General features: G+C 61.1%; 19 protein-coding genes. 11 read left to right on the top strand and 8 right to left on the bottom strand.

Annotation, left to right across the window (positions count from 1 at the left end; all coding sequences use genetic code 11):
- Nucleotides 1-23: 23 nt before the first annotated feature.
- The 3 genes from HDEN_RS03070 to rpmG all read left to right on the top strand — a co-directional run bounded on the left by HDEN_RS03070 (nt 24) and on the right by rpmG (nt 1,440).
- Nucleotides 24-470 (top strand): DUF983 domain-containing protein, encoded by a 447-nt coding sequence (locus tag HDEN_RS03070; RefSeq protein WP_041921803.1) that lies wholly within the window; start codon nt 24-26, stop codon nt 468-470.
- An 18-nt stretch (nt 471-488) separates the two neighbouring features.
- Nucleotides 489-1,196, top strand: a complete 708-nt coding sequence (locus tag HDEN_RS03065) for an NUDIX hydrolase (protein ID WP_013214666.1) — start codon at nt 489-491, stop codon at nt 1,194-1,196.
- A 76-nt stretch (nt 1,197-1,272) separates the two neighbouring features.
- Nucleotides 1,273-1,440, top strand: a complete 168-nt coding sequence (gene rpmG, locus HDEN_RS03060; protein ID WP_013214665.1) for a 50S ribosomal protein L33 — start codon at nt 1,273-1,275, stop codon at nt 1,438-1,440.
- Nucleotides 1,441-2,006: 566 nt separating this feature from the next.
- Here rpmG and HDEN_RS03055 read toward each other — a convergent pair.
- Nucleotides 2,007-3,377 carry a PleD family two-component system response regulator gene (locus HDEN_RS03055; RefSeq protein WP_013214664.1) on the bottom strand — a complete coding sequence of 457 codons (1,371 nt, stop codon included), beginning with the start codon at nt 3,375-3,377 and terminating at the stop codon, nt 2,007-2,009.
- A gap of 6 nt (nt 3,378-3,383) precedes the next feature.
- Nucleotides 3,384-3,818 carry a response regulator gene (locus tag HDEN_RS03050; RefSeq protein ID WP_013214663.1) on the bottom strand — a complete coding sequence of 145 codons (435 nt, stop codon included), beginning with the start codon at nt 3,816-3,818 and terminating at the stop codon, nt 3,384-3,386.
- A 101-nt stretch (nt 3,819-3,919) separates the two neighbouring features.
- Here HDEN_RS03050 and HDEN_RS03045 point away from each other — a divergent pair, with 101 nt between their 5' ends.
- Nucleotides 3,920-4,213: a DUF3572 domain-containing protein gene (locus tag HDEN_RS03045; RefSeq protein WP_342446780.1), complete on the top strand. Its 294-nt coding sequence runs from the start codon at nt 3,920-3,922 to the stop codon at nt 4,211-4,213.
- Between the two features lie 64 nt (nt 4,214-4,277).
- Here HDEN_RS03045 and HDEN_RS03040 read toward each other — a convergent pair whose 3' ends face one another.
- A complete protein-coding gene (locus HDEN_RS03040; RefSeq protein WP_013214661.1) occupies nt 4,278-5,150 on the bottom strand; it encodes a cell envelope integrity EipB family protein in 873 nt (290 codons plus the stop codon).
- Nucleotides 5,151-5,281: 131 nt separating this feature from the next.
- Here HDEN_RS03040 and HDEN_RS03035 point away from each other — a divergent pair, with 131 nt between their 5' ends.
- The 5 genes from HDEN_RS03035 to HDEN_RS03015 all read left to right on the top strand — a co-directional run bounded on the left by HDEN_RS03035 (nt 5,282) and on the right by HDEN_RS03015 (nt 9,087).
- Nucleotides 5,282-5,743 (top strand): RidA family protein, encoded by a 462-nt coding sequence (locus tag HDEN_RS03035; RefSeq protein ID WP_013214660.1) that lies wholly within the window; start codon nt 5,282-5,284, stop codon nt 5,741-5,743.
- Between the two features lie 3 nt (nt 5,744-5,746).
- Nucleotides 5,747-6,496: a glycerophosphodiester phosphodiesterase family protein gene (locus HDEN_RS03030; RefSeq protein WP_013214659.1), complete on the top strand. Its 750-nt coding sequence runs from the start codon at nt 5,747-5,749 to the stop codon at nt 6,494-6,496.
- Between the two features lie 124 nt (nt 6,497-6,620).
- Nucleotides 6,621-7,793, top strand: coding sequence for a GNAT family N-acetyltransferase (locus HDEN_RS03025; protein ID WP_013214658.1), 1,173 nt, complete (start codon nt 6,621-6,623; stop codon nt 7,791-7,793).
- A gap of 154 nt (nt 7,794-7,947) precedes the next feature.
- A complete protein-coding gene (locus HDEN_RS03020; RefSeq protein ID WP_041921800.1) occupies nt 7,948-8,370 on the top strand; it encodes an HIT family protein in 423 nt (140 codons plus the stop codon).
- Nucleotides 8,371-8,445: 75 nt separating this feature from the next.
- Nucleotides 8,446-9,087: an NAD(P)-dependent oxidoreductase gene (locus tag HDEN_RS03015; protein ID WP_013214656.1), complete on the top strand. Its 642-nt coding sequence runs from the start codon at nt 8,446-8,448 to the stop codon at nt 9,085-9,087.
- A gap of 87 nt (nt 9,088-9,174) precedes the next feature.
- On the opposite strand, the gene clpA is transcribed toward HDEN_RS03015, so the two are convergent.
- A complete protein-coding gene (gene clpA / locus HDEN_RS03010; protein ID WP_013214655.1) occupies nt 9,175-11,625 on the bottom strand; it encodes an ATP-dependent Clp protease ATP-binding subunit ClpA in 2,451 nt (816 codons plus the stop codon).
- A 7-nt stretch (nt 11,626-11,632) separates the two neighbouring features.
- Nucleotides 11,633-12,022, bottom strand: a complete 390-nt coding sequence (gene clpS, locus HDEN_RS03005) for an ATP-dependent Clp protease adapter ClpS (protein ID WP_013214654.1) — start codon at nt 12,020-12,022, stop codon at nt 11,633-11,635.
- A 628-nt stretch (nt 12,023-12,650) separates the two neighbouring features.
- Between clpS and HDEN_RS03000 the strand changes: the two genes are divergently transcribed.
- A complete protein-coding gene (locus tag HDEN_RS03000; protein ID WP_013214652.1) occupies nt 12,651-14,402 on the top strand; it encodes an SPOR domain-containing protein in 1,752 nt (583 codons plus the stop codon).
- Between the two features lie 31 nt (nt 14,403-14,433).
- Here HDEN_RS03000 and ilvD read toward each other — a convergent pair whose 3' ends face one another.
- The 3 genes from ilvD to HDEN_RS02985 all read right to left on the bottom strand — a co-directional run bounded on the left by ilvD (nt 14,434) and on the right by HDEN_RS02985 (nt 17,452).
- Nucleotides 14,434-16,263: a dihydroxy-acid dehydratase gene (ilvD, locus tag HDEN_RS02995; protein ID WP_013214651.1), complete on the bottom strand. Its 1,830-nt coding sequence runs from the start codon at nt 16,261-16,263 to the stop codon at nt 14,434-14,436.
- A 210-nt stretch (nt 16,264-16,473) separates the two neighbouring features.
- Nucleotides 16,474-16,941 (bottom strand): hypothetical protein, encoded by a 468-nt coding sequence (locus HDEN_RS02990; protein ID WP_013214649.1) that lies wholly within the window; start codon nt 16,939-16,941, stop codon nt 16,474-16,476.
- A 25-nt stretch (nt 16,942-16,966) separates the two neighbouring features.
- Complete coding sequence (locus tag HDEN_RS02985) at nt 16,967-17,452, bottom strand: cupin domain-containing protein (RefSeq protein WP_013214648.1); 486 nt, start codon at nt 17,450-17,452, stop codon at nt 16,967-16,969.
- A gap of 177 nt (nt 17,453-17,629) precedes the next feature.
- On the opposite strand from HDEN_RS02985, the gene HDEN_RS02980 reads away from it, so the two are divergent.
- The gene (locus HDEN_RS02980) at nt 17,630-18,976 is read left to right on the top strand and encodes a sigma 54-interacting transcriptional regulator (RefSeq protein WP_041921798.1); all 1,347 of its coding nucleotides are present in this window, start codon (nt 17,630-17,632) and stop codon (nt 18,974-18,976) included.
- The last annotated feature ends 11 nt before the right edge of the window (nt 18,977-18,987 follow it).

Here is an 18,987-nt window from a genome sequence, read left to right as displayed (position 1 = left end):
TGAGCATGCATGACTTAAATCAAATGGCAGCGCCCGTCGACGACAGCCTACCGCCTCGTGATGTGTGGCAATCGTTGAAGCGCGGATGGCGCCAGAAGTGCCCGTGCTGCGGCAACGGCCGCATCTACGGAAAATTCCTCAAGGTCAACGACGTATGCTCGTCGTGCGGGACCGAACTATTTCATCATCGCGCCGACGACGCGCCGCCCTATTTCGTGATGACGATCACCGGCCACGTCATCGTCGGCGGTATTCTGATGACCGAAAAAATGTTCGCGCCGCCTGTGTGGGTCGAACTTGCGGTCTGGCTGCCCGTCACCGTGTTGCTCAGCCTCTGGCTGCTGCCGCGTGTGAAAGGCGCGCTCATCGGATATCAATGGGCGCTGCGCATGCACGGCTTCGGCAATCCCGCTTTCGATAACGATGACCTGTCGCGCCTTCCATCAGCCGAGCCGGAAGCGGTAAAGTAAGTCGAAAGCGATCGCGCAATGATCGAGGCGTCGTCATCTCTCACCGCAGCAGGCCATGTCGAAATTCGCGACGCGGCCTGCGTGGTCGTTATCGACGACACCACCCCGGACCCAAGGCTGCTGATGGGCCGGCGTCATGCCGATCAGATTTTTTTGCCCGACAAATGGGTCTTCCCCGGCGGCCGTGTCGATGATGCCGACCGTGTGCTCGCGCGTTCGTTCGACACGCCTTACCTGCCGCGCGACCTCGTCGCCGAAATCCGTCCCTTCGCATTGGCGGCCGTGCGCGAACTCTACGAAGAAGCCGGAATGCTCATCGGCGCGGAAGCGGCCAGCGATCTGCGGAACGAGCTCTGGCCGTCATTCTCGGCCGCAGGCTACGCACCGGCTCCGATTCATCTTTCTCCGCTGGCGCGCGCCATAACCCCTCCAGGCCGCGTCCGCCGCTACGACACGTGGTTTTTTACTGCACCACGCTCGACGGTCGCGAACGCCCAATCGGCGCCGGACGGTGAATTGCTCGATCTCGATTGGTTTACGCTCGATGAAGCGCGCAAGCTCGATCTACCGAACATCACACGATTGGTGCTGGACGACGTTTCTCTGCGGCTGGAAGATTCGAACCAGGGGGATTTCACCGGCTCGGATTTGCCGTTCTACTTCGAGGATGCCTGCGGCTTTCAGCGCACCTTGGTCTCGTGCACGATGCCGCAGCCTACACCTTGACATAGAAAATCCCACGCGTATGTTGCGCGCTCTGCGGCTGACCTGGGTCAGCCCTTTTTCTTTCCAAGCGTGAATCATGGCAAAGCCGGTTACACAAAAGATCAAGTTGTTGTCGTCCGCTGGAACGGGCTTCTTCTACGTCACGAAGAAGAACCCGCGCACGTCGACTGAAAAGCTTGTTTTCAAGAAGTACGATCCCGTCGCGCGCAAGCACGTCGAGTTCAAGGAAACGAAGATTAAGTAATTAGGCGCAGGGATTTAACCCGCGTCCGCTTACTCGGAATTCCGTATTTTGAGATTGGTGGGAGCACTGGCCGCATTAAGTGGCCAGGGCTGAAAGCAAACTCGGCAGCGGGGTAAATCGTTCCGAGACAGCTTCACGACCCTGGCCACAACCGGGCGAAGTTCAAAGAGGGCGTTGTTCCTCACCCAGCTTCACGATCGACCCTCTGCAACCGTTCGAGGAGGCCACTCGCGTGGTCACTCGGATCGATCCATCCCCGTCCTACCAGGCTATGCGGCGGGCCCAGCAGATCGGGAACTAAGGACGCCACGAGCCCCGAGTGGGCATCGTGACGCAAAGGCTTCGATTTCTCGTGGCCCCCCTTTGTCAACCGGGTAGTTGGTGCCAGATAACGGTGCAGAAATCAAGAACTGCTTTACCTGTTGCTCCACAGTCACGATTCGCTCGCGCTGATCGCTCCGGTCCCGACTAATAGGCTGGAAATGTGAGCCTTTTCCTTGGCAGCTCTGCGGCCTGATCAAGGATATATGGCGTCGTCAATCCGGACAGCTGTGCTCTGCGGATGACTATGCGGCGTCTGAAACGACCCGGTTCCGGCCCCGGCGCTTGGCCTTATAGAGCGCGTTGTCGGCACGCTTGAACATCGACTCGGGCGTATCTTGCGGGCTTTCGAGCGTCGCGATCCCGACGCTGGCCGTCACGCGGACGCTCTGTCCGCCATCGATAGTGAACTCATCGGCGGCGACGCACGCACGCAGCCGCTCTCCGATTTGATACGCGCGGTCGAGATCGGTATCCGGCATGATGATGACGAACTCTTCGCCGCCGAGACGGCAGGCGAGATCGACGCCACGCGTGTTGCGCTTCAGCCGGACCGAAAACTCCTTCAGCACCGCATCGCCCGCATCGTGGCCGTGAGTATCGTTGACGTCCTTGAAGTGATCGATGTCCGCCACGAGCATCGACAGGCTGCGTCCCGTGCGAATGGCTTCGGAGACCAGTGTCCTGAGATGCCCTTCCATGTATCGCCGGTTGTGCAGCCCGGTCAGAGAATCCGTAACCGAAAGCTCGACGCTCTCCGCCAGCCGGTGCCGCAGGAAATCCGAATGACGCTTGCGCTTGATCTGAGTTTTGACCCGAGCGAGAAGCTCATGCCGGTCGATGGGGCGCATCAGGTAATCGTTGACACCCATGTCGAGCCCGCGCAGCAGCCGCGCTTCGTCGCCCGGCTCCACCAGCATGATGATCGGCAAATGCCGCGTGCGTTCGAGCGATCGCACCTGCGAGCACAAACGCAATCCGTCGGCAGCATCCAGCGACAGACTGACGACCAGCAGGTCGAAATTGCTTTCCGTCAGCTTTGTCAGCGCCGCGTGCATGTCGCGTTCAGCGAAGGCGTCATTGCCTTTCGAAAGAAATTCCAATAGGCGCGCCGCCGAGCGCTCATTGTCGTCGACGAGCAGCACGCGCCCGGAACGAGCCGACAAAGCCCGCGCATAGGAGCCGTCGTCGGGAATGCCCATGTCGCGGCCCGTCGAGGCTCGCATCATCATTTCGTCGTTGAGCATTTTCAGGCGCGCGAGGTTTTTCACGCGCGTCACCAACGCGATATCGTCGACGGGCTTCGTCAGAAAATCATCGGCGCCGCTCTCCAGCCCCTGCACCTTGTCGGAGGGCTGATCCAGCGCGGTCACCATGACGACGGGAATATGATGCGTTGCGTGGCTTGCCTTGATGTGGCGGCAGGTTTCAAACCCGTCCATTCCCGGCATCATGACGTCGAGCAGCACGACGTCGACGCTTTCGCGCTCCAGCAGGTCGAGCGCCTGCCGGCCGCTGTTCGCGGTCAGCACCTCGAAGTACTCGGCCTGCAGCCGCGCCTCGAGAAGCTTCACATTGGCGAGAATATCATCGACGACGAGTACGCGGGCGGTCATGGAGCTTTACGATTTCGAGGGACCTATGAATTTGCGGACGGTCTCAAGAAAGGTCATCACCGAAATCGGTTTGGAGACATACGCCTCACAGCCACCTGATCTGATGCGCTCCTCGTCGCCTTTCATTGCGAACGCGGTAACGGCGACGACCGGAATCCGGCACAGTTCGTCATCGTCCTTGAGCCATTTCGTGACCTCAAGCCCAGAGACCTCGGGCAACTGAATATCCATCAGGATGAGATCAGGGCGATGCTTCCGCGCGAGTTCCAGAGCTTCGAACCCGTTGCGCGTCTGAATCGTCTTATAACCGTGCGCCGCAAGCAGATCGTTGAAGAGCTTCATATTGAGCTCGTTGTCCTCGACGATCAGAACCGATTGCGTCGCCACGCGCGGCTCCGCGCCACGACGCTCGACGTTGGTTCGGGTTTCCTGATACGTCATGGCAACCGCCCACACTCCCTACGGCAGTTTCTGCACCGATTCTCGGCTAAACCATTGACCTACTTTGACGCCAAAAGCCGTAACCAACAGTTAACAGCAGGATGCGCATGCCTCGGTTAAGACCAGATCGAATCACCCCCGACGACGCTGAGACGATCGCATTGCAGGCTTTGGGATTCCTGGCTGACGACCCGCAACGCGTATCGCGTTTTCTGTCGCTGACCGGGACCGATCCGGGACAGCTGCGCGCCGAAGCAAAAAACCGGGATTTTCAGGTGGCGACGCTGGATTACATGCTCAGCGACGAGAGCTTGCTGCTGGCGTTTTGCCAGGAGGCGGGGATCGATCCGATCGCGATAGGCCCGGCGCACGCCCTGCTCAGCGGGCAGAGCTGAACCCGGGCGCCGCCTCGGAGTTGCATCAGCCGGAGGCTTCAGCCTGCGCTAACGATGATCGGATTTAGTGGGCGCTGGCCGACGCCGGGCACTTACCCGGTTCGAGGAACGTCAGCTCTTTAAGTTCGCCTTTGATCGCGAACTCGCCGTAGTCGATCTTGAGATCGCTGGTCACGCCGTCCTCGAAATACCGGAACGAAAGCTCGTAGGCCGGAAGCTGATCTTCCTGATCCTTGCCGGCATCGAAATAGCTGATCGACATCGGCCACGAGGCGACGCCAGCGAGTTTCTCACCGCCCTTGGCAGCCGCCGAAAGCGGCTTGGCGCCCGGCGCGTACTCGCGCCCGATGGCCGTGCTCGTCAGATAATACTTCTCGCCCTTTTCCGAGCCGTCATAGAGGTTGGCCGTCAAAAGCTTGACGCCGTTCTTAGCGGCCTGAACGAGCGTCGAGGCGTGCTGCATCGGAAAATAAATGTCGTTCGGCAGCGCCACACGCTTCTTCGACGGCTTCACGAGATCGACACCGACCACGGGCGTGGTGCCTTTCGAGCGGGCCGCATCGCCCTGGCTCGCATCCGCCAACTCGTCGTTTTGATACTGGGTCGAAGAAAACCTGAGCTTCTTGCCGTCCGCGTCTTCCCAGCTCGAGTTCCGGAGATCGCTCAGCGTCTCGGTTCCTTCCTGGTTCGTCATCACGGTGACGAAGCGCATGTTCTGCGTATAGCCGTCGCACGACGAGCCGTTCAGCTCGTACACCATGCGACCTGCAACACCCGAGACGCCCGCTCCCGCGCTCGAATCCGCGAGCGACAGTTCATAGACCGCGCGATGCGGAGCGAAATGCACCGGCTCCTGCGCTCCTGCGGGAGCCGCCCACGCCAGTCCGGCGAGAGCTGCGAGCACGCTCCGGGCGCTGATTTCAATCCGGCTGGTCATCGGCGTTCGCTCACTTTCGCGACAAGGCAGTATTTCATATTGCCCCAATCTAAAGGGTCAATAAAGGCATTGCAAAGAGGCGCCACGACGGCCAATTCTCGCCCTGCTCGCTGGAAACTAAAGGAAAAGTCATGTCGGATGCTGAACGGCGCCTCGCGGATCTGGGTTTGAAACTGCCAGAGGCTCCGCAACCCGTCGCCAATTATGTGCCTCACATCGTATCCGGCGACCAACTTTTCATTTCCGGCCAGATCGCCAAGGACGAGACTGGACGCGTGTTAACCGGCTTGCTCGGGACAGACGTCTCGGTCGAGGACGGGCGTATCGCCGCCCGCTTCGCAGCCCTCAGTCTGTTGGCGCAAGCCAAGGCCGCGCTTGGAACCCTGGACCGCGTCGCCCAGGTTTTGCGCGTGACCGGCTTCGTCGCCTCCGCACCGGGATTTTACGAGCAGCCCGCCGTGATCAACGGCGCATCCGATCTGCTCGTCGCCGCGTTGGGAGACGCCGGACGCCACACGCGATCTGCCGTCGGCGTGGCGAACCTTCCGCTCAACACATGCGTTGAAATCGACGCGATCATCAAAATCCGTTAGGCCATGCTCGACCGCGCGACATTCCTGCGTCCCATTGCGCATCGCGGACTGCACAACGCGAAGCGCGGGATCATCGAAAATACCGGCCCCGCATTCGAAGCGGCGATCGCCAAAGGCTACGGCATCGAATGCGACGTGCGTCCGGCCGCCGACGGCTTGCCGGTCGTATTCCATGATGAAGCGCTGTCGCGCCTCGTCGCCGGTCGCGGTCCGGTCGCCAAAGTCACGGAACGGCAGCTTCAATCGCTGCGCCATCGCGTCGGCGGCGCGCCGATCCTGACCTTCGACGAATTGCTCGAACTGGTTTCGGGCCGCGTGCCGTTGCTCGTCGAAATCAAGAGCGAATGGCATCCGCCGCAGAAATCGTTTCTCGCCAAGCTCGCCGCGTCCGCCTCCGCCTATCGCGGACCGATCGCGCTGATGTCGTTCGATCCCGCCGTGATGACCATGATCCGCTCGCTCGCGCCAAAGCTGCCGCGCGGCATGATCTCGGGCAGCTACATTGGTGCGGGATGGTGGTCGCGCAAAATCAGCGCGAAGCGCGGCGCCGCACTGCGCGATCTGTTGGAATCCGCTCCCGTCGCGCCGGATTTTTACGCCTACGACGTAAACGCACTTCCGACGCCGGTCACCGAATACGCGCGGATCGTACAGGGTCTTCCGCTGTTCACCTGGACAGTCCGAACTGCGAAACAGCGGCGCATCGCGGCGAGTTTCGCCGACGCCATGATTTTCGAAGGCTTCGAACCGTAGGTCAGCGCCAAAAGTACTGGCTCCGCCGGACATCCGGCGCACACCAGATCTGCCCTCGCGGCGCTTTGATCGGCGATTACGCCATTGCATAAATCCGTTGTGTCCGGTTCAATTCGTTGAGTTCATGCCGACATCATCCGACGCCGTGGTCAAATTCATACCGTCCATTGCAGCCGCCGACGCTGAACAATGGGATGCGTGCGCAAATCCTGATCCAACCACGTTCAATCCGTTCGTCTCGCACGCGTTCCTGAAAGCGCTGGAGGTCTCGAACTCAGTCGGCCGTGGAAGCGGCTGGCTACCACGCCACCTGATCCTCGAAGATGACACAGGGGCCATTGCCGCCGCCGCGCCCGCCTACCTCAAATCGCACAGCCAGGGCGAATACGTTTTCGACCATGCCTGGGCGGAAGCCTACGAGCAGGCGGGCGGACAATATTATCCGAAGCTGCAGATCGCCGTGCCGTTCACGCCGGTGCCTGGACCTCGGCTTCTTGTGAAGCCCGGCCCGCGAGCCAACGCGGACGAACAGTTGCTCGCAGCGGCATCGATGGAGCTTGCGCGTCAGGGCGGGCTGTCGTCCGTGCACTTGACGTTTCTATCCGCCGATGCCGCCGAACGCCTGCGCGGGATTGGTTTTCTGACGCGCACCGGCCAACAGTTTCATTGGCAGAACCGCGACTACACCTCGTTCGACGATTTTCTCGCAAGCCTCGCCTCGCGAAAGCGCAAAGCGATCCGCAAGGAACGCCAGGCGGCTATCGCCCCGGGCATCGAGATCGAACACGTCACCGGCAGCGACATCACCGAAGCGCATTGGGACGCGATGTTCGCGTTCTACATGGACACCGGCAATCGCAAGTGGGGCCGGCCCTATCTCAACCGCGTGTTCTTTTCCGAACTCGGACAGACGATGCCGGAAAGCTGCCTGCTCGTCCTGGCGAAACGCGACGGCCGCTATATTGCCGGTGCGTTGAACCTCATCGGCGGCGATTGCCTCTATGGCCGTTACTGGGGCTCAACCGAGCATCATCCCGCTCTGCATTTCGAGATCTGCTACTATCAGGCCATCGATTTCGCGATCAGCCGCAAACTGGCGCGCGTCGAGGCGGGCGCGCAGGGCGAGCATAAGCTGGCGCGCGGCTATCTCCCCGTCGAGACCTATTCCGCGCACTGGCTGTCAGACCCTGGCCTGCATAGCGCCGTCGAACGGTTCCTCAAAAAGGAGCGGGCGCTTGTCACGCAATACTCTGCCGACTTGACCGACCTTGGTCCCTATCGCAAAGACGACGCCTAAAGTGCTTCCGGAAAAGTGGGAACCGGTTTTCCAATAAGAAGCGCGATAAAACGAAGACCTGGAGCCGGTCCGCGCTTCAACGAGAAGCGGTAAGGCTCTAGGGCACGTGCGGATGGGCCGGACGTGCGAAAAGCCAGCGCAAGCGAGCCTCATCATGTCCTATGACACGAACAACATTTTCGCGAAGATCCTCCGCGGCGAAATTCCGTGCCACAAGGTCTACGAGAACGCCGACGCCATCGTCTTCATGGATGTGATGCCGCAATCGCCAGGGCACGCGCTCATCCTGCCGAAATCAGCCTCGCGCAATCTCCTCGACGCCGATCCCGCCGTGCTCGCTAAAATCATTACGCTGGTTCAGAAAGTGGCGGTTGCCGCGAAATCAGCTTACGACGCTGACGGCGTCAGCATCGCGCAATTCAATGAGACCGCAGGCGGACAGACGGTCTTTCACCTGCATTTCCACGTCATCCCGCGTTACGAAGGCAAGCCGCTGAACACCCACGCGCGCAACATGGAAGACAATGCAGTGCTCGCAGCCAATGCCGAAAAGCTGAAGGCAGCGCTTGCGGCGTAAAGCCGGAACCGTGCTCGGCTTCAAAGCTTTGGTCTGATACGCTCGAGATATCCGACTGAACGGGAGTTGACGCTTATGGCTTTAATCCTTGTAATCGGCGCAAGCCGCGGCATCGGACTGGAAACAGTGAAGGCGGCGCTCGCAGCGGGCCACAAGGTGCGGGCCTTCGCACGATCGGCCCCATCGATCGATATTTCTGATCCCAACCTGACGAAGATCACCGGCGACGCGCGCGTGCGGGGCGAGGTTGCAGCCGCCGTTCAAGGCGTCGACGCCGTGATCTACGCCGTCGGAGCGACCAGCCTATCGGATTTGCTTCTCGGAACGACGTTGTTTTCCGATTCAACGCGCGCGCTCGTCGAGGCGATGCAAGGCGCCGGCGTTCGCCGACTGATGATGGTGACGGGCGCCGGTGCCGGAAACAGCCGCGGCCGCATCAACTTCCTTTACGACAACCTGATTTTTCCGCTCGTGCTGCAACGGGCCTATAACGACAAGGACATCGCCGAAGACATCGTCGAAAAAAGCGGGCTCGACTGGACGATCGCGCGCCCCGGCGGACTGACGAACAGATCTGCGACAGGGCGCTACAAAATCCTGAATGAGCCGAAGGACTGGCGCGGCGGCTTCATCTCGCGCGCCGACGTCGCGAATTTTCTCGTCAAGCATCTCGACGATGCAACGCTCTTTGGAAAAACACCGCTCCTGGTCGATTGAAAAGCCGACAAACAAAAGCGGATAAAGAAAAAGAGCGCGGCCTGGACCGCGCTCTTTTCAATTCCAGTCGCGCGGTGATCCGCGCAACTACTCCTCTTTCTTTTTGCGCGGAACGCTCGGCACCGCGCCGGACTCTTTCGGCTTCTCGCCTTTCTCCTTCGGACCGGGCAGCGCCTTCTTCGGCGTTGCATCGGCGAGCACGGGCTGCGGACTGTCGTCGTCCGTCTCCTCGTCCTCGGCCGACCTGACCCGCTTCGACGGATCGAGCGGCAGGAACTCGAACGCCAGTTCGCGATCCGGACCTTTGCCCTTCACGAGTACCTTCACCGTTCCGCCGTTCTCGAGCTTGCCGAACAGCAGCTCTTCCGCCAGCGGCTTCTTGATGTACTCCTGTATGACGCGCGCCAGCGGCCGTGCGCCGAACTTCTCGTCGTAGCCTTTTTCCGCCAGCCAGCGCGTCGCCTCGTCCGACAGTTCGATCGAAACGCTGCGATCCGCCAGCTGCGCTTCGAGCTGGAAGATGAACTTCTCGACGACCTGCGCAATGATCTCCGGCGACAGACCCGAGAACGGCACGATGGCGTCGAGACGGTTGCGGAACTCCGGCGTGAACAGCTTCGTCACGGCTTCCGTATCTTCACCCTCGCGCTTCTGACGGTTGAAGCCCATCGGCGGCCGCGCCATGTCGGACGCACCCGCGTTGGTCGTCATGATCAGAATGACGTTGCGGAAATCGACCGACTTGCCGTTGTGATCCGTCAGCTTGCCGTGGTCCATCACTTGCAACAGGATGTTGAACAGGTCCGGATGCGCCTTCTCGATTTCGTCGAGCAGCAGCACGCAATGCGGATGCTGATCGACGCCATCGGTCAGAAGACCGCCCTGGTCGAAGCCAACGTAGCCCGGAGGCGCACCGATCAAACGCGAAACCGTGTGCTTCTCCATGTATTCCGACATGTCGAAACGCAAAAGCTCGACGCCCATCAGATTGGCGAGCTGCTTCGCGACCTCGGTCTTACCGACGCCGGTCGGACCCGAGAACAGGTAGCAACCGATCGGCTTCTCCGGTTCGCGCAGACCTGCACGCGCCAGCTTGATCGCGCTCGACAGAGCCTCGATGGCTTTGTCCTGCCCGAACACCAGCCGCTTCAGGTCGCGATCGATATGCGCGATGACCTGCGCATCGCTCTTGGTGACCGTCTTCGGCGGGATGCGCGCCATCACGGCGACCGTCGCCTCGATCTCCTTGGTCGTGATCTTCCGCTTGCGCTTGCCTTCCGGCAGCAACATCTGCGACGCACCCGTCTCGTCGATCACGTCGATCGCCTTGTCGGGCAGCTTGCGGTCGTGAATGTACTTGGCCGAAAGATCGACCGCCGCCTTGATCGCCTCGTTCGTGTATTTGACCTTGTGATAATCCTCGAACACGGTCTTCAGACCCTTGAGGATCTCGATCGCATCTTCAACCGTCGGCTCCTTCACGTCGATCTTTTGGAAGCGACGGACGAGAGCGCGATCCTTCTCGAAGTGCTGGCGATATTCTTTGTAGGTGGTCGAGCCGATGCAACGGAGCGTGCCCGACTGCAGCGCCGGCTTCAGCAGGTTCGACGCATCCATCGCGCCGCCGGACGTCGCGCCCGCGCCGATGACCGTGTGAATCTCGTCGATGAAGAGCACCGCGCCCGGGAAAGCCTCGACTTCCTTCATCACGGCTTTGAGGCGTTCCTCGAAGTCGCCGCGATAACGCGTTCCGGCAAGCAGCGCGCCCATATCGAGCGCGAAGATAGTCGCGCCCTTGAGCACGTCCGGCACTTGTCCGCCAACGATCTTGCGCGCCAAGCCCTCGGCAATCGCCGTCTTGCCGACGCCCGGATCACCGACGAACAACGGATTGTTCTTCTGACGGCGGCAGAGCACCTGCACGGTGCGCATGACTTCCTGCTCGCGGCCGATCAGCGGATCGATCTTGCCGTCGCGCGCCTTCTTGTTGAGGTTCACGCAGTAGGTGTTCAGCGCGTCGCCGGGCTTTCTCTCTTCGCCCTCTGTCGCCGTGGCATCCTCGTCGACGCCGCGAACCGTGCGCGGCTCGAACATGCCCGGACGCTTGGCGATGCCGTGCGCAATATACTGCACGGCGTCGAACCGCGTCATTTCCTGTTCCTGCAGGAAATATGCAGCGTGGCTTTCCCGCTCGGAGAAGATGCCGACGAGCACGTTAGCGCCGGTGACTTCCTCGCGGCCCGACGTCTGCACGTGGACGATCGCGCGCTGCACGACGCGCTGGAACGAGTTCGTCGGATGAGCGTCGCGCGCCGACTTCGAAACGATCGGCTTAAGCTCGGTGTCGAGGTATTCGATCAGCCGCGCACGCAGCTGCTCGAGATCGACCGAGCAGGCGCGCATGACGGCCGCTGCATCGCGGTCGTCGACGAGCGCCAGCAACAGGTGCTCAAGCGTTGCAAATTCATGATGGCGCACATTCGCGTACTGCACCGCGCGGTGCAGTGATGCTTCGAGATTTTTGGAGAGCGATGTCAATCGAGTCCTACTCTTTCTCCATAGTGCACTGTAGAGGGTGGCCATGTTGCCGCGAAAAGTCCATGACCTGCGTCACCTTGGTCTCGGCAATCTCGTACGTATAAACTCCGCAAATGCCGACGCCCTTGTGGTGAACGTGCAGCATGATGCGCGTCGCGTCTTCCTGTCCTTTGTTGAAGAACCGCTGAAGGACAAGAACGACGAACTCCATCGGCGTGAAATCGTCATTGAGAAGGAGAACCTTGTAGAGGCTCGGCTTCTTCGTTTTCGGTCGGGTCTTTGTGACGATACCGGTCTTTGAATCCCCATCGCGATCGTCGCGACCCGGACCGTTCGGTGGATCGTCTTTCCCTGCCATCCGGATCAGCGCAGCAATGGGCAAATTTCTCGTCTTCATCTCCCGCCTCAAGGAAGTCCCGAATCCTTCTATCCTCCGGAACCTAGCCGCCAATACGGACGCGGGCGAGGCAGAAAAGCTGCGCTCCACTGCCCAGACCCGGGCCCAGACGGCTACCAATGCGTTTCGCCAAATATCCAACAGAACGCGCCCACACGAATTTGGATCTCAATATAAGCATCGCCCAAGCAAAAAACAGAATGGGCAAAGTGGGGTGTCCCATCGCAATTCGCAAATTTTCCGTTCGAATGACGTCATCGAAGCTTTCGATCACCCGCGAGTGGGTTGTCTCCATGCGTCCATCCACCCGCTCTGCTGGAAAGGCCTGAATCCTTCTAAGCTCGCCCGCTCAACCACCCCCGACACAATTTGCCCATTCCCGTTTCGGGACGTCCCGATACCCAATATTTACCGCGGTTTTTAACGTTACCGCAGCCCCTCCGCGATACAGTCTATAAGCTCCTTGAATGTGCGGGCCGGTGCTCCCGCGCCCAAAAGGTGCCTAAAAACAGTGCTCTGCTCGAAAATCTGGGTGGGGCAAACCCGCGGGAGCCAAATTTGGCGAACTCGCGGCGCAACAGGCAGTCAAGCGGGCCGCCTCCTTCGGGCGGTTAGAGGGATTAGCGTCGTGTTCCGACGGGCGTTTGCGTTTGCGCTCCTATGTCTGGCGTTTTCCGGAGCCGTCCCGGCGCGCGCTGCGGCAGCCCCGCAGAAGCATGCCGCGTTCGTGCTGGACGTGAACTCCGGCGCGGTCCTGCACAATGACGACGGCGACGCCATTCGCCATCCGGCCTCCCTCACCAAGATGATGACGCTCTACCTCACGTTCGAGCTCATCGAGAGCAGCCGGCTGAAAATGTCGGACATGATCACAATTTCAGATCGCGCCGCGAACGCTGCACCATCCAAGCTCGATCTCAAACCCGGCGCTCAGATTTCCGTCGCCGACAGCATCAAGGCCGTCGTCACGAAATCGGCCAACGACATAGCCGTGGCGCTCGCCGAGAAGATCGGCGGCACGGAAGCGAACTTCGTCCGGCTGATGAACACCCGCGCCCGCGATTTGGGGATGACGAAGACGCATTTCGAGAACCCGTCCGGACTTCCCGACGACGATCACGTCTCCACGGCGCACGATATGGCAATTCTGGCATTGCGCCTGATGGACGATTTCCCGGCCCACTACCAGGTTTTCTCGACCCGCACCTTCGCGTATCGCGGCAAGTCGTACCGCAACCACAACACGATGCTCAACACGTTCCAGGGCGTCGACGGCATCAAGACCGGCTATACGCGAGCCTCCGGGTTCAACCTCGTAACGTCCGTGCATCGCGGCGGCCGCCATCTCGTCGGCGTCGTCTTCGGCGGCTCGACGGCAGCGGCGCGCAACGCCGAGATGCGCGTTCTGTTGACGAAAGCCTTCACGCGCGCCTCGACGGCGAAAACGCGCAAGCCGATGCTGGTTGCCAAACTCAAAGGTGCGCCGAAAGCTGCGCCGCGCCCATCCCAGCGCACGCCCAAGCCGACCAACGTTGCGGCCGCCGAACCCGAACCGCTATCCGCAAAGCCGGCGCCGCGCTTCGCGGAAGCGAAAAGCCGCGAAACCCCGATCCAGATCTTCAAGGTCAAGCCCGTCCCGCTGAAAGCGAAACCCGCCGCGCCGGCTGCCAGCGAAACGACGGACATGCAGGACACGCCTCAGGATTCCGCCCCGGAGTCACGCCCGGACACCGGCGAACCGCCGGAGACTGGCGTCGTCAAGACCGCCAGCGCCGATCACAGCGACGATGCCGGGTTCCTCGCCGCTGCCGAACGCCTCGGCCAGCGCGCCGAAATGCTCGGCACGTCCAACGCAGCAGCGCGTAAGCCTGCTCCCGCCGCCAAGCCGGTTGCGCGACCTGCCGCGAAACCCGTGGCTTTTGCCGCCTCCTCAATGCCGGTGGCCGAAACCGAGCCTGCTCCCGCGCCGCCTCAGGCGGCTATCGGCGCCGCACAGCCGTCCGAACCTCGCCAGCGCGGCTTGCCGCCGTCGACGCTGAATGCGCAGGCGTGGGCCTTAACGGGCCGGTCGCAACCGCCGCCAGCTCAGCCACAATACGAGCAGCGGCAGGTCACACGCGTCAGCGCCGCAGCCGGGGCATATGAAGTCCAGATCGGCGCCTACGGCTCGATCGCCGAGGCCCAGCGAGCCCTCAATTCCGTGCAGGACCGCGCCAAAAAGCTCCTGGCCGGTGTTCCGTCCGTCACCCACCCGGCGACAGCCAACGGCCGCCAGATTTTCCGTGCCCGCTTCGCAGGCTTCGACGCCGGTCGCGCCGCATCGACATGCACGGAGCTACGCCGCAAAGGCGTCGATTGCTTCGTGATGGCCGGACAATAGATTCCGCTCACCACGCGCCAGCTCGTAGAGATCAGACGTTGCGAATTGCACCCTTCGCGGCACTCGTCGCCATCGCGGCGTAAGCCCGGAGTGCTTTCGAAACCTGCCGTTTGCGCGGCACGGCTGGCTGCCACCCGACCGCCGACTGCTTGGCGCGACGCTCTCCGAGTTCCTTGTCATCGACCCTGAGATCGATCTTGCGATTGGGGATGTCGATATCGATCATATCGCCATCTTGGATCAGCCCGATCGCACCGCCTTCCGCGGCTTCCGGAGACACGTGCCCGATCGAAAGCCCCGACGATCCGCCCGAGAACCGCCCGTCGGTGACGAGCGCACAGGCTTTGCCCAAACCCTTCGATTTGAGATAGCTCGTCGGATACAGCATCTCTTGCATGCCGGGACCGCCGCGCGGACCTTCGTAGCGAATGACGACGACGTCACCCGGCTTGATATCGCCCCCGAGAATGGCGGACACCGCCGCGTCCTGACTGTCGAACACACGCGCGCGGCCCGAGAACGTCAGCAGGCTGTCGTCCACGCCGGCGGTCTTCACGATGCAGCCGTCCTCGGCGAGGTTCCCGTAAAGAACCGCCAGCCCGCCGTCCTGCGAGAACGCATGCGCCTTATCGCGAATGACGCCCTTTTCGCGATCGAGATCAAGCTCCGAGTACCGGCGCTCCTGACTGAACGCGACTTGCGACGGCACGCCGCCCGGCGCCGCGCTGTAGAATTTATAGGCCGTTTCGCCGTTGGTCTGCTTGATATCCCAGCGCGCCAAAGCCTCGCCGAGACTTGCCGAATGCACCGTCGGAAGCTCCGTCTCGAGCAGCCCGGCGCGATCCAGTTCGCCGAGGATCGCCATGATGCCACCCGCGCGATGTACGTCTTCCATGTGAACGTCCGACTTCGCCGGCGCGACCTTGCAAAGACACGGCACGCGGCGCGAGAGACGGTCGATATCCTGCATGGTGAAAGGAATGTCGGCTTCATGCGCCGCCGCAAGTAGATGCAGAACCGTGTTGGTCGAGCCACCCATCGCGATATCGAGCGTCATCGCATTCTCGAACGCCGCAAAGCTCGCGATCGAGCGCGGCAAAGCGCTGGAGTCATTCTGCTCATAATAGCGGCGCGCAAGATCGACGATGAGGTGCCCCGCTTCGACGAACAGCCGCTTGCGATCCGCATGCGTCGCAAGCGTCGAGCCGTTGCCCGGCAATGCGAGACCCAACGCCTCGGTCAGGCAGTTCATGGAATTGGCGGTGAACATGCCCGAGCACGACCCGCACGTCGGGCACGCCGATCGCTCGATCGTCTTGACGTCTTCATCCGAAACGCTGTCGTCGGCCGCCGCGACCATGGCGTCGACCAGATCGAGCGCATGCTGCTTGCCGCCCAGAACGACTTTGCCCGCTTCCATCGGTCCGCCGGAAACGAAGACGGTCGGAATGTTCACGCGCAGCGACGCCATCAGCATGCCGGGCGTGATCTTATCGCAGTTGGAAATACACACCATCGCGTCGGCGCAGTGCGCATTGACCATGTACTCGACGCTGTCCGCGATTAACTCTCGCGAGGGAAGCGAATAGAGCATGCCGTCGTGGCCCATCGCGATGCCGTCATCAACAGCGATGGTATTGAACTCCTTCGCGACGCCGCCCGCGCGCTCGATCTCGCGCGCAACCAGCTGGCCGAGATCCTTGAGATGCACATGCCCCGGGACGAACTGCGTGAACGAGTTCACGACCGCGATGATCGGCTTGCCGAAATCCTCATCCTTCATGCCGGTCGCGCGCCACAGACCGCGGGCCCCCGCCATGTTCCGGCCGTGAGTCGTCGTTCGTGAACGATAGGGAGGCATGTCAAAGTCCGTGTTGTTGAACAGCGATTTTAGGATGAGCACGTCGCGACGCAATTGTCACCGTGCTTCACCACGATTGGCAGCATACCAGTTGTGTTGGCAATGCGGTAACACGCCGTGGGGGTTAACGCGGCGTGAGTGCCTACCCCACCCTCGCTGCGCAATCGCGGCAGGCGCGCCAGCAACACCACAGCAGCCATTTTCGCCTGATTATGGCGTTGTCGTCGCTCCGCACGCCCCTGTCCGCCGCCCGTACTGGATTTCGACGTTCTTCAGTTTTCCGGACGCATCCTTGACCTCGATGCGGCCGCGAAAGGCCGTGGGTTCGAGAGCGAACATGCCAACCGCGCTAGATATGTCCGCCGACGCACATTGCGCGATGAAACCGGTTCGCGTTTCCCCCGCACAGACCTCGTATTTCGGACAGTCCGACGCCGGCATATCGCTCAGGATGGCAAAGACCTCATGCTTGACGATCGCGGGAGCTTCGAGGCAGCGCTCGACTTTGCGAACCGTCTGCTGTGCTCTGGTCGCCGGATCTTCTGCGATCACCTCGACCTCATAGCTGCCCGGCTGCAGGACATGGTTCAACCCCGTGCCCTGCGTTTCGCTCGGCAGGAACGCCATCGCCACAACGGCGAGCGCCCCGACGCGGTAATGCGCATTATGAATGCCCATCGCTGCTTCCTGACGGCTGCAACACCTATCGCTTCGGCGGCGGTTCGGGGAAATACTGGATATCGAACGGCCGCGAATACTTCAGATAGAGAACGCACGGGGCGGAGGCTCCGCATTCCAGACCATGCGGAGGCGCGTTGCCGGGAAAGCTGATGTAGGCCGGTCCATTGAATGCCGTCCTCGTTCCATCATGCGCGACGAGCGTGAAAGCCCCGCTCAGCCAGAGATAAACCTCGTCCGAGGTGTGGCTGTGATTGGGAACGACATATCCCGGCGGAAACCGCAAAAGCACCTCGGCGTCGCCCTTGGAAAGGTCGCCTCTGAGGACTGCGATCTCGCCCCCTTCCGGCAATCCCTCGACTTTGAGCGGACCCCAGACGGCCTTGCCGATATCGACGATTGTCTGATCCTTGCCGAAGGACAACGGCGCCACATTCGATCCGACCTCAGCCGCGCTCGCGGCCTGCGCTGCAAGAAAAAGAGCCGACAGAAAAATGGATGCTTTGAGCATTCAAACTCTCCCTAGTTTTTGATGAGGAGAGAGCATTTTGCGTGCCACATGCTGCCAACGGAAAATCATCAGCGTTATGACGGTGTTACGCCCTCCACAAAATTTGCATCGAACTCATTTGCGAAAAGTCATAACCACGCTATCGTGAGAAATCGCAAACCAATGCGAAATCTCGCGATGACTGATAACAGCTCTTCTGCCATCATCGGACAAAGCCGAAGTCTCCGGCAATGTGTGGAGCGCGCGGACGCCGTCGCACTGACCGATGCAACGGTTCTCATCCTCGGCGAGTCCGGCGTCGGCAAGGAACTCATCGCCCGCCGTATCCACGAGCGTAGCCGGCGCGCTCGCCAGCCGCTGGTCGTCGTGAACTGCGCGGCAGTCCCGAGAGACTTGTTCGAAAGCGAATTCTTCGGCCACGTGAAGGGCGCATTCAGCGGCGCAACGCGCGACCGCAAGGGGCGGCTCGAAACCGCGCATCAGGGCACGCTTCTCCTCGACGAGGTCGGAGAGATCCCCCCTGAGCTGCAGGGAAAGCTTTTGCGCGCGCTTCAGCAAATGTCCTTCGAGCGCGTCGGCGACGATCAGACCCGGCAAGTCGATGTCCGCGTGATTGCGGCAACCAATCGATGCCTGGCGGACGATGCGGCATCCGGAAGGTTCCGGCCCGATCTTTACTACAGGCTGAGCACGTTTCCGATCGAGGTTCCTCCTCTGCGAGAGCGCGCCGACGACATCGGCATGCTTTCGGATCACATCCTGGCCGAGATCGCAGGCCGCTTGCGGCGCAAACCGCCGCGTCTTTCGAAGCAGCAAGTGCGCCAGCTCTGCGCTTACGACTGGCCGGGAAACATTCGCGAACTCCGCAACGTCCTCGAGCGAGTCATTATTCTTGGCAGCGCGGATTTGGACGCCGTTCTGCCGCCCGCTCCGAAACCAAGGGCAGCCGCTCTTCCGCGCACGCCAACCGAAACCGTCGACGGCGACTATGTCACCGCCGATGAAGTGCTGTCTTTTGAACGCAATAATCTGATTGCCGCGCTGGAAGTCGCGAAATGGCGCGTATCCGGCAAGGGCGGCGCAGCGGAACTTCTGCGCATGAATCCCTCCACTCTGGCGTCGCGTCTCAAGGCTTTGGACATTCAGCGCCCCGCAGCAGACTCGCTGTACTTGCGGATCGGAGGGCGCGCGACGATCACCGCGCTGGCGCGTGACCTTCTTGGCCGCATGCAGGCAGATCCGCAAGTGGGCCGGTTCTGGTCCGATCGCAGCATCGTCGGTATCCGCCAGGAAGAAAAACTTCTGATTCAGTATCTGTGTTCTGAGCTTGGCGGGCCCACACGTTACGCCGGGCGTGACATGGTAAGTGCCCACGCGCACCTCCCGATTACGGCAAGCGATTGGCGGGTTTTTCTCCAATACCTGGAGCGAACGTTTGAAGCGTTGGGCCTTGATCAAGGCAGCAGACGCTCGCTGCAGGCTGCTGTGGGACAGCTGGAGCCGTCGATCGTTACGACGTCGTGACCCTTCATCAT

Source organism: Hyphomicrobium denitrificans ATCC 51888 (assembly GCF_000143145.1).
GTDB classification, from domain to species: Bacteria; Pseudomonadota; Alphaproteobacteria; order Rhizobiales; family Hyphomicrobiaceae; genus Hyphomicrobium_B; species Hyphomicrobium_B denitrificans.
This window is presented reverse-complemented; position numbering and strand designations above follow the sequence as displayed.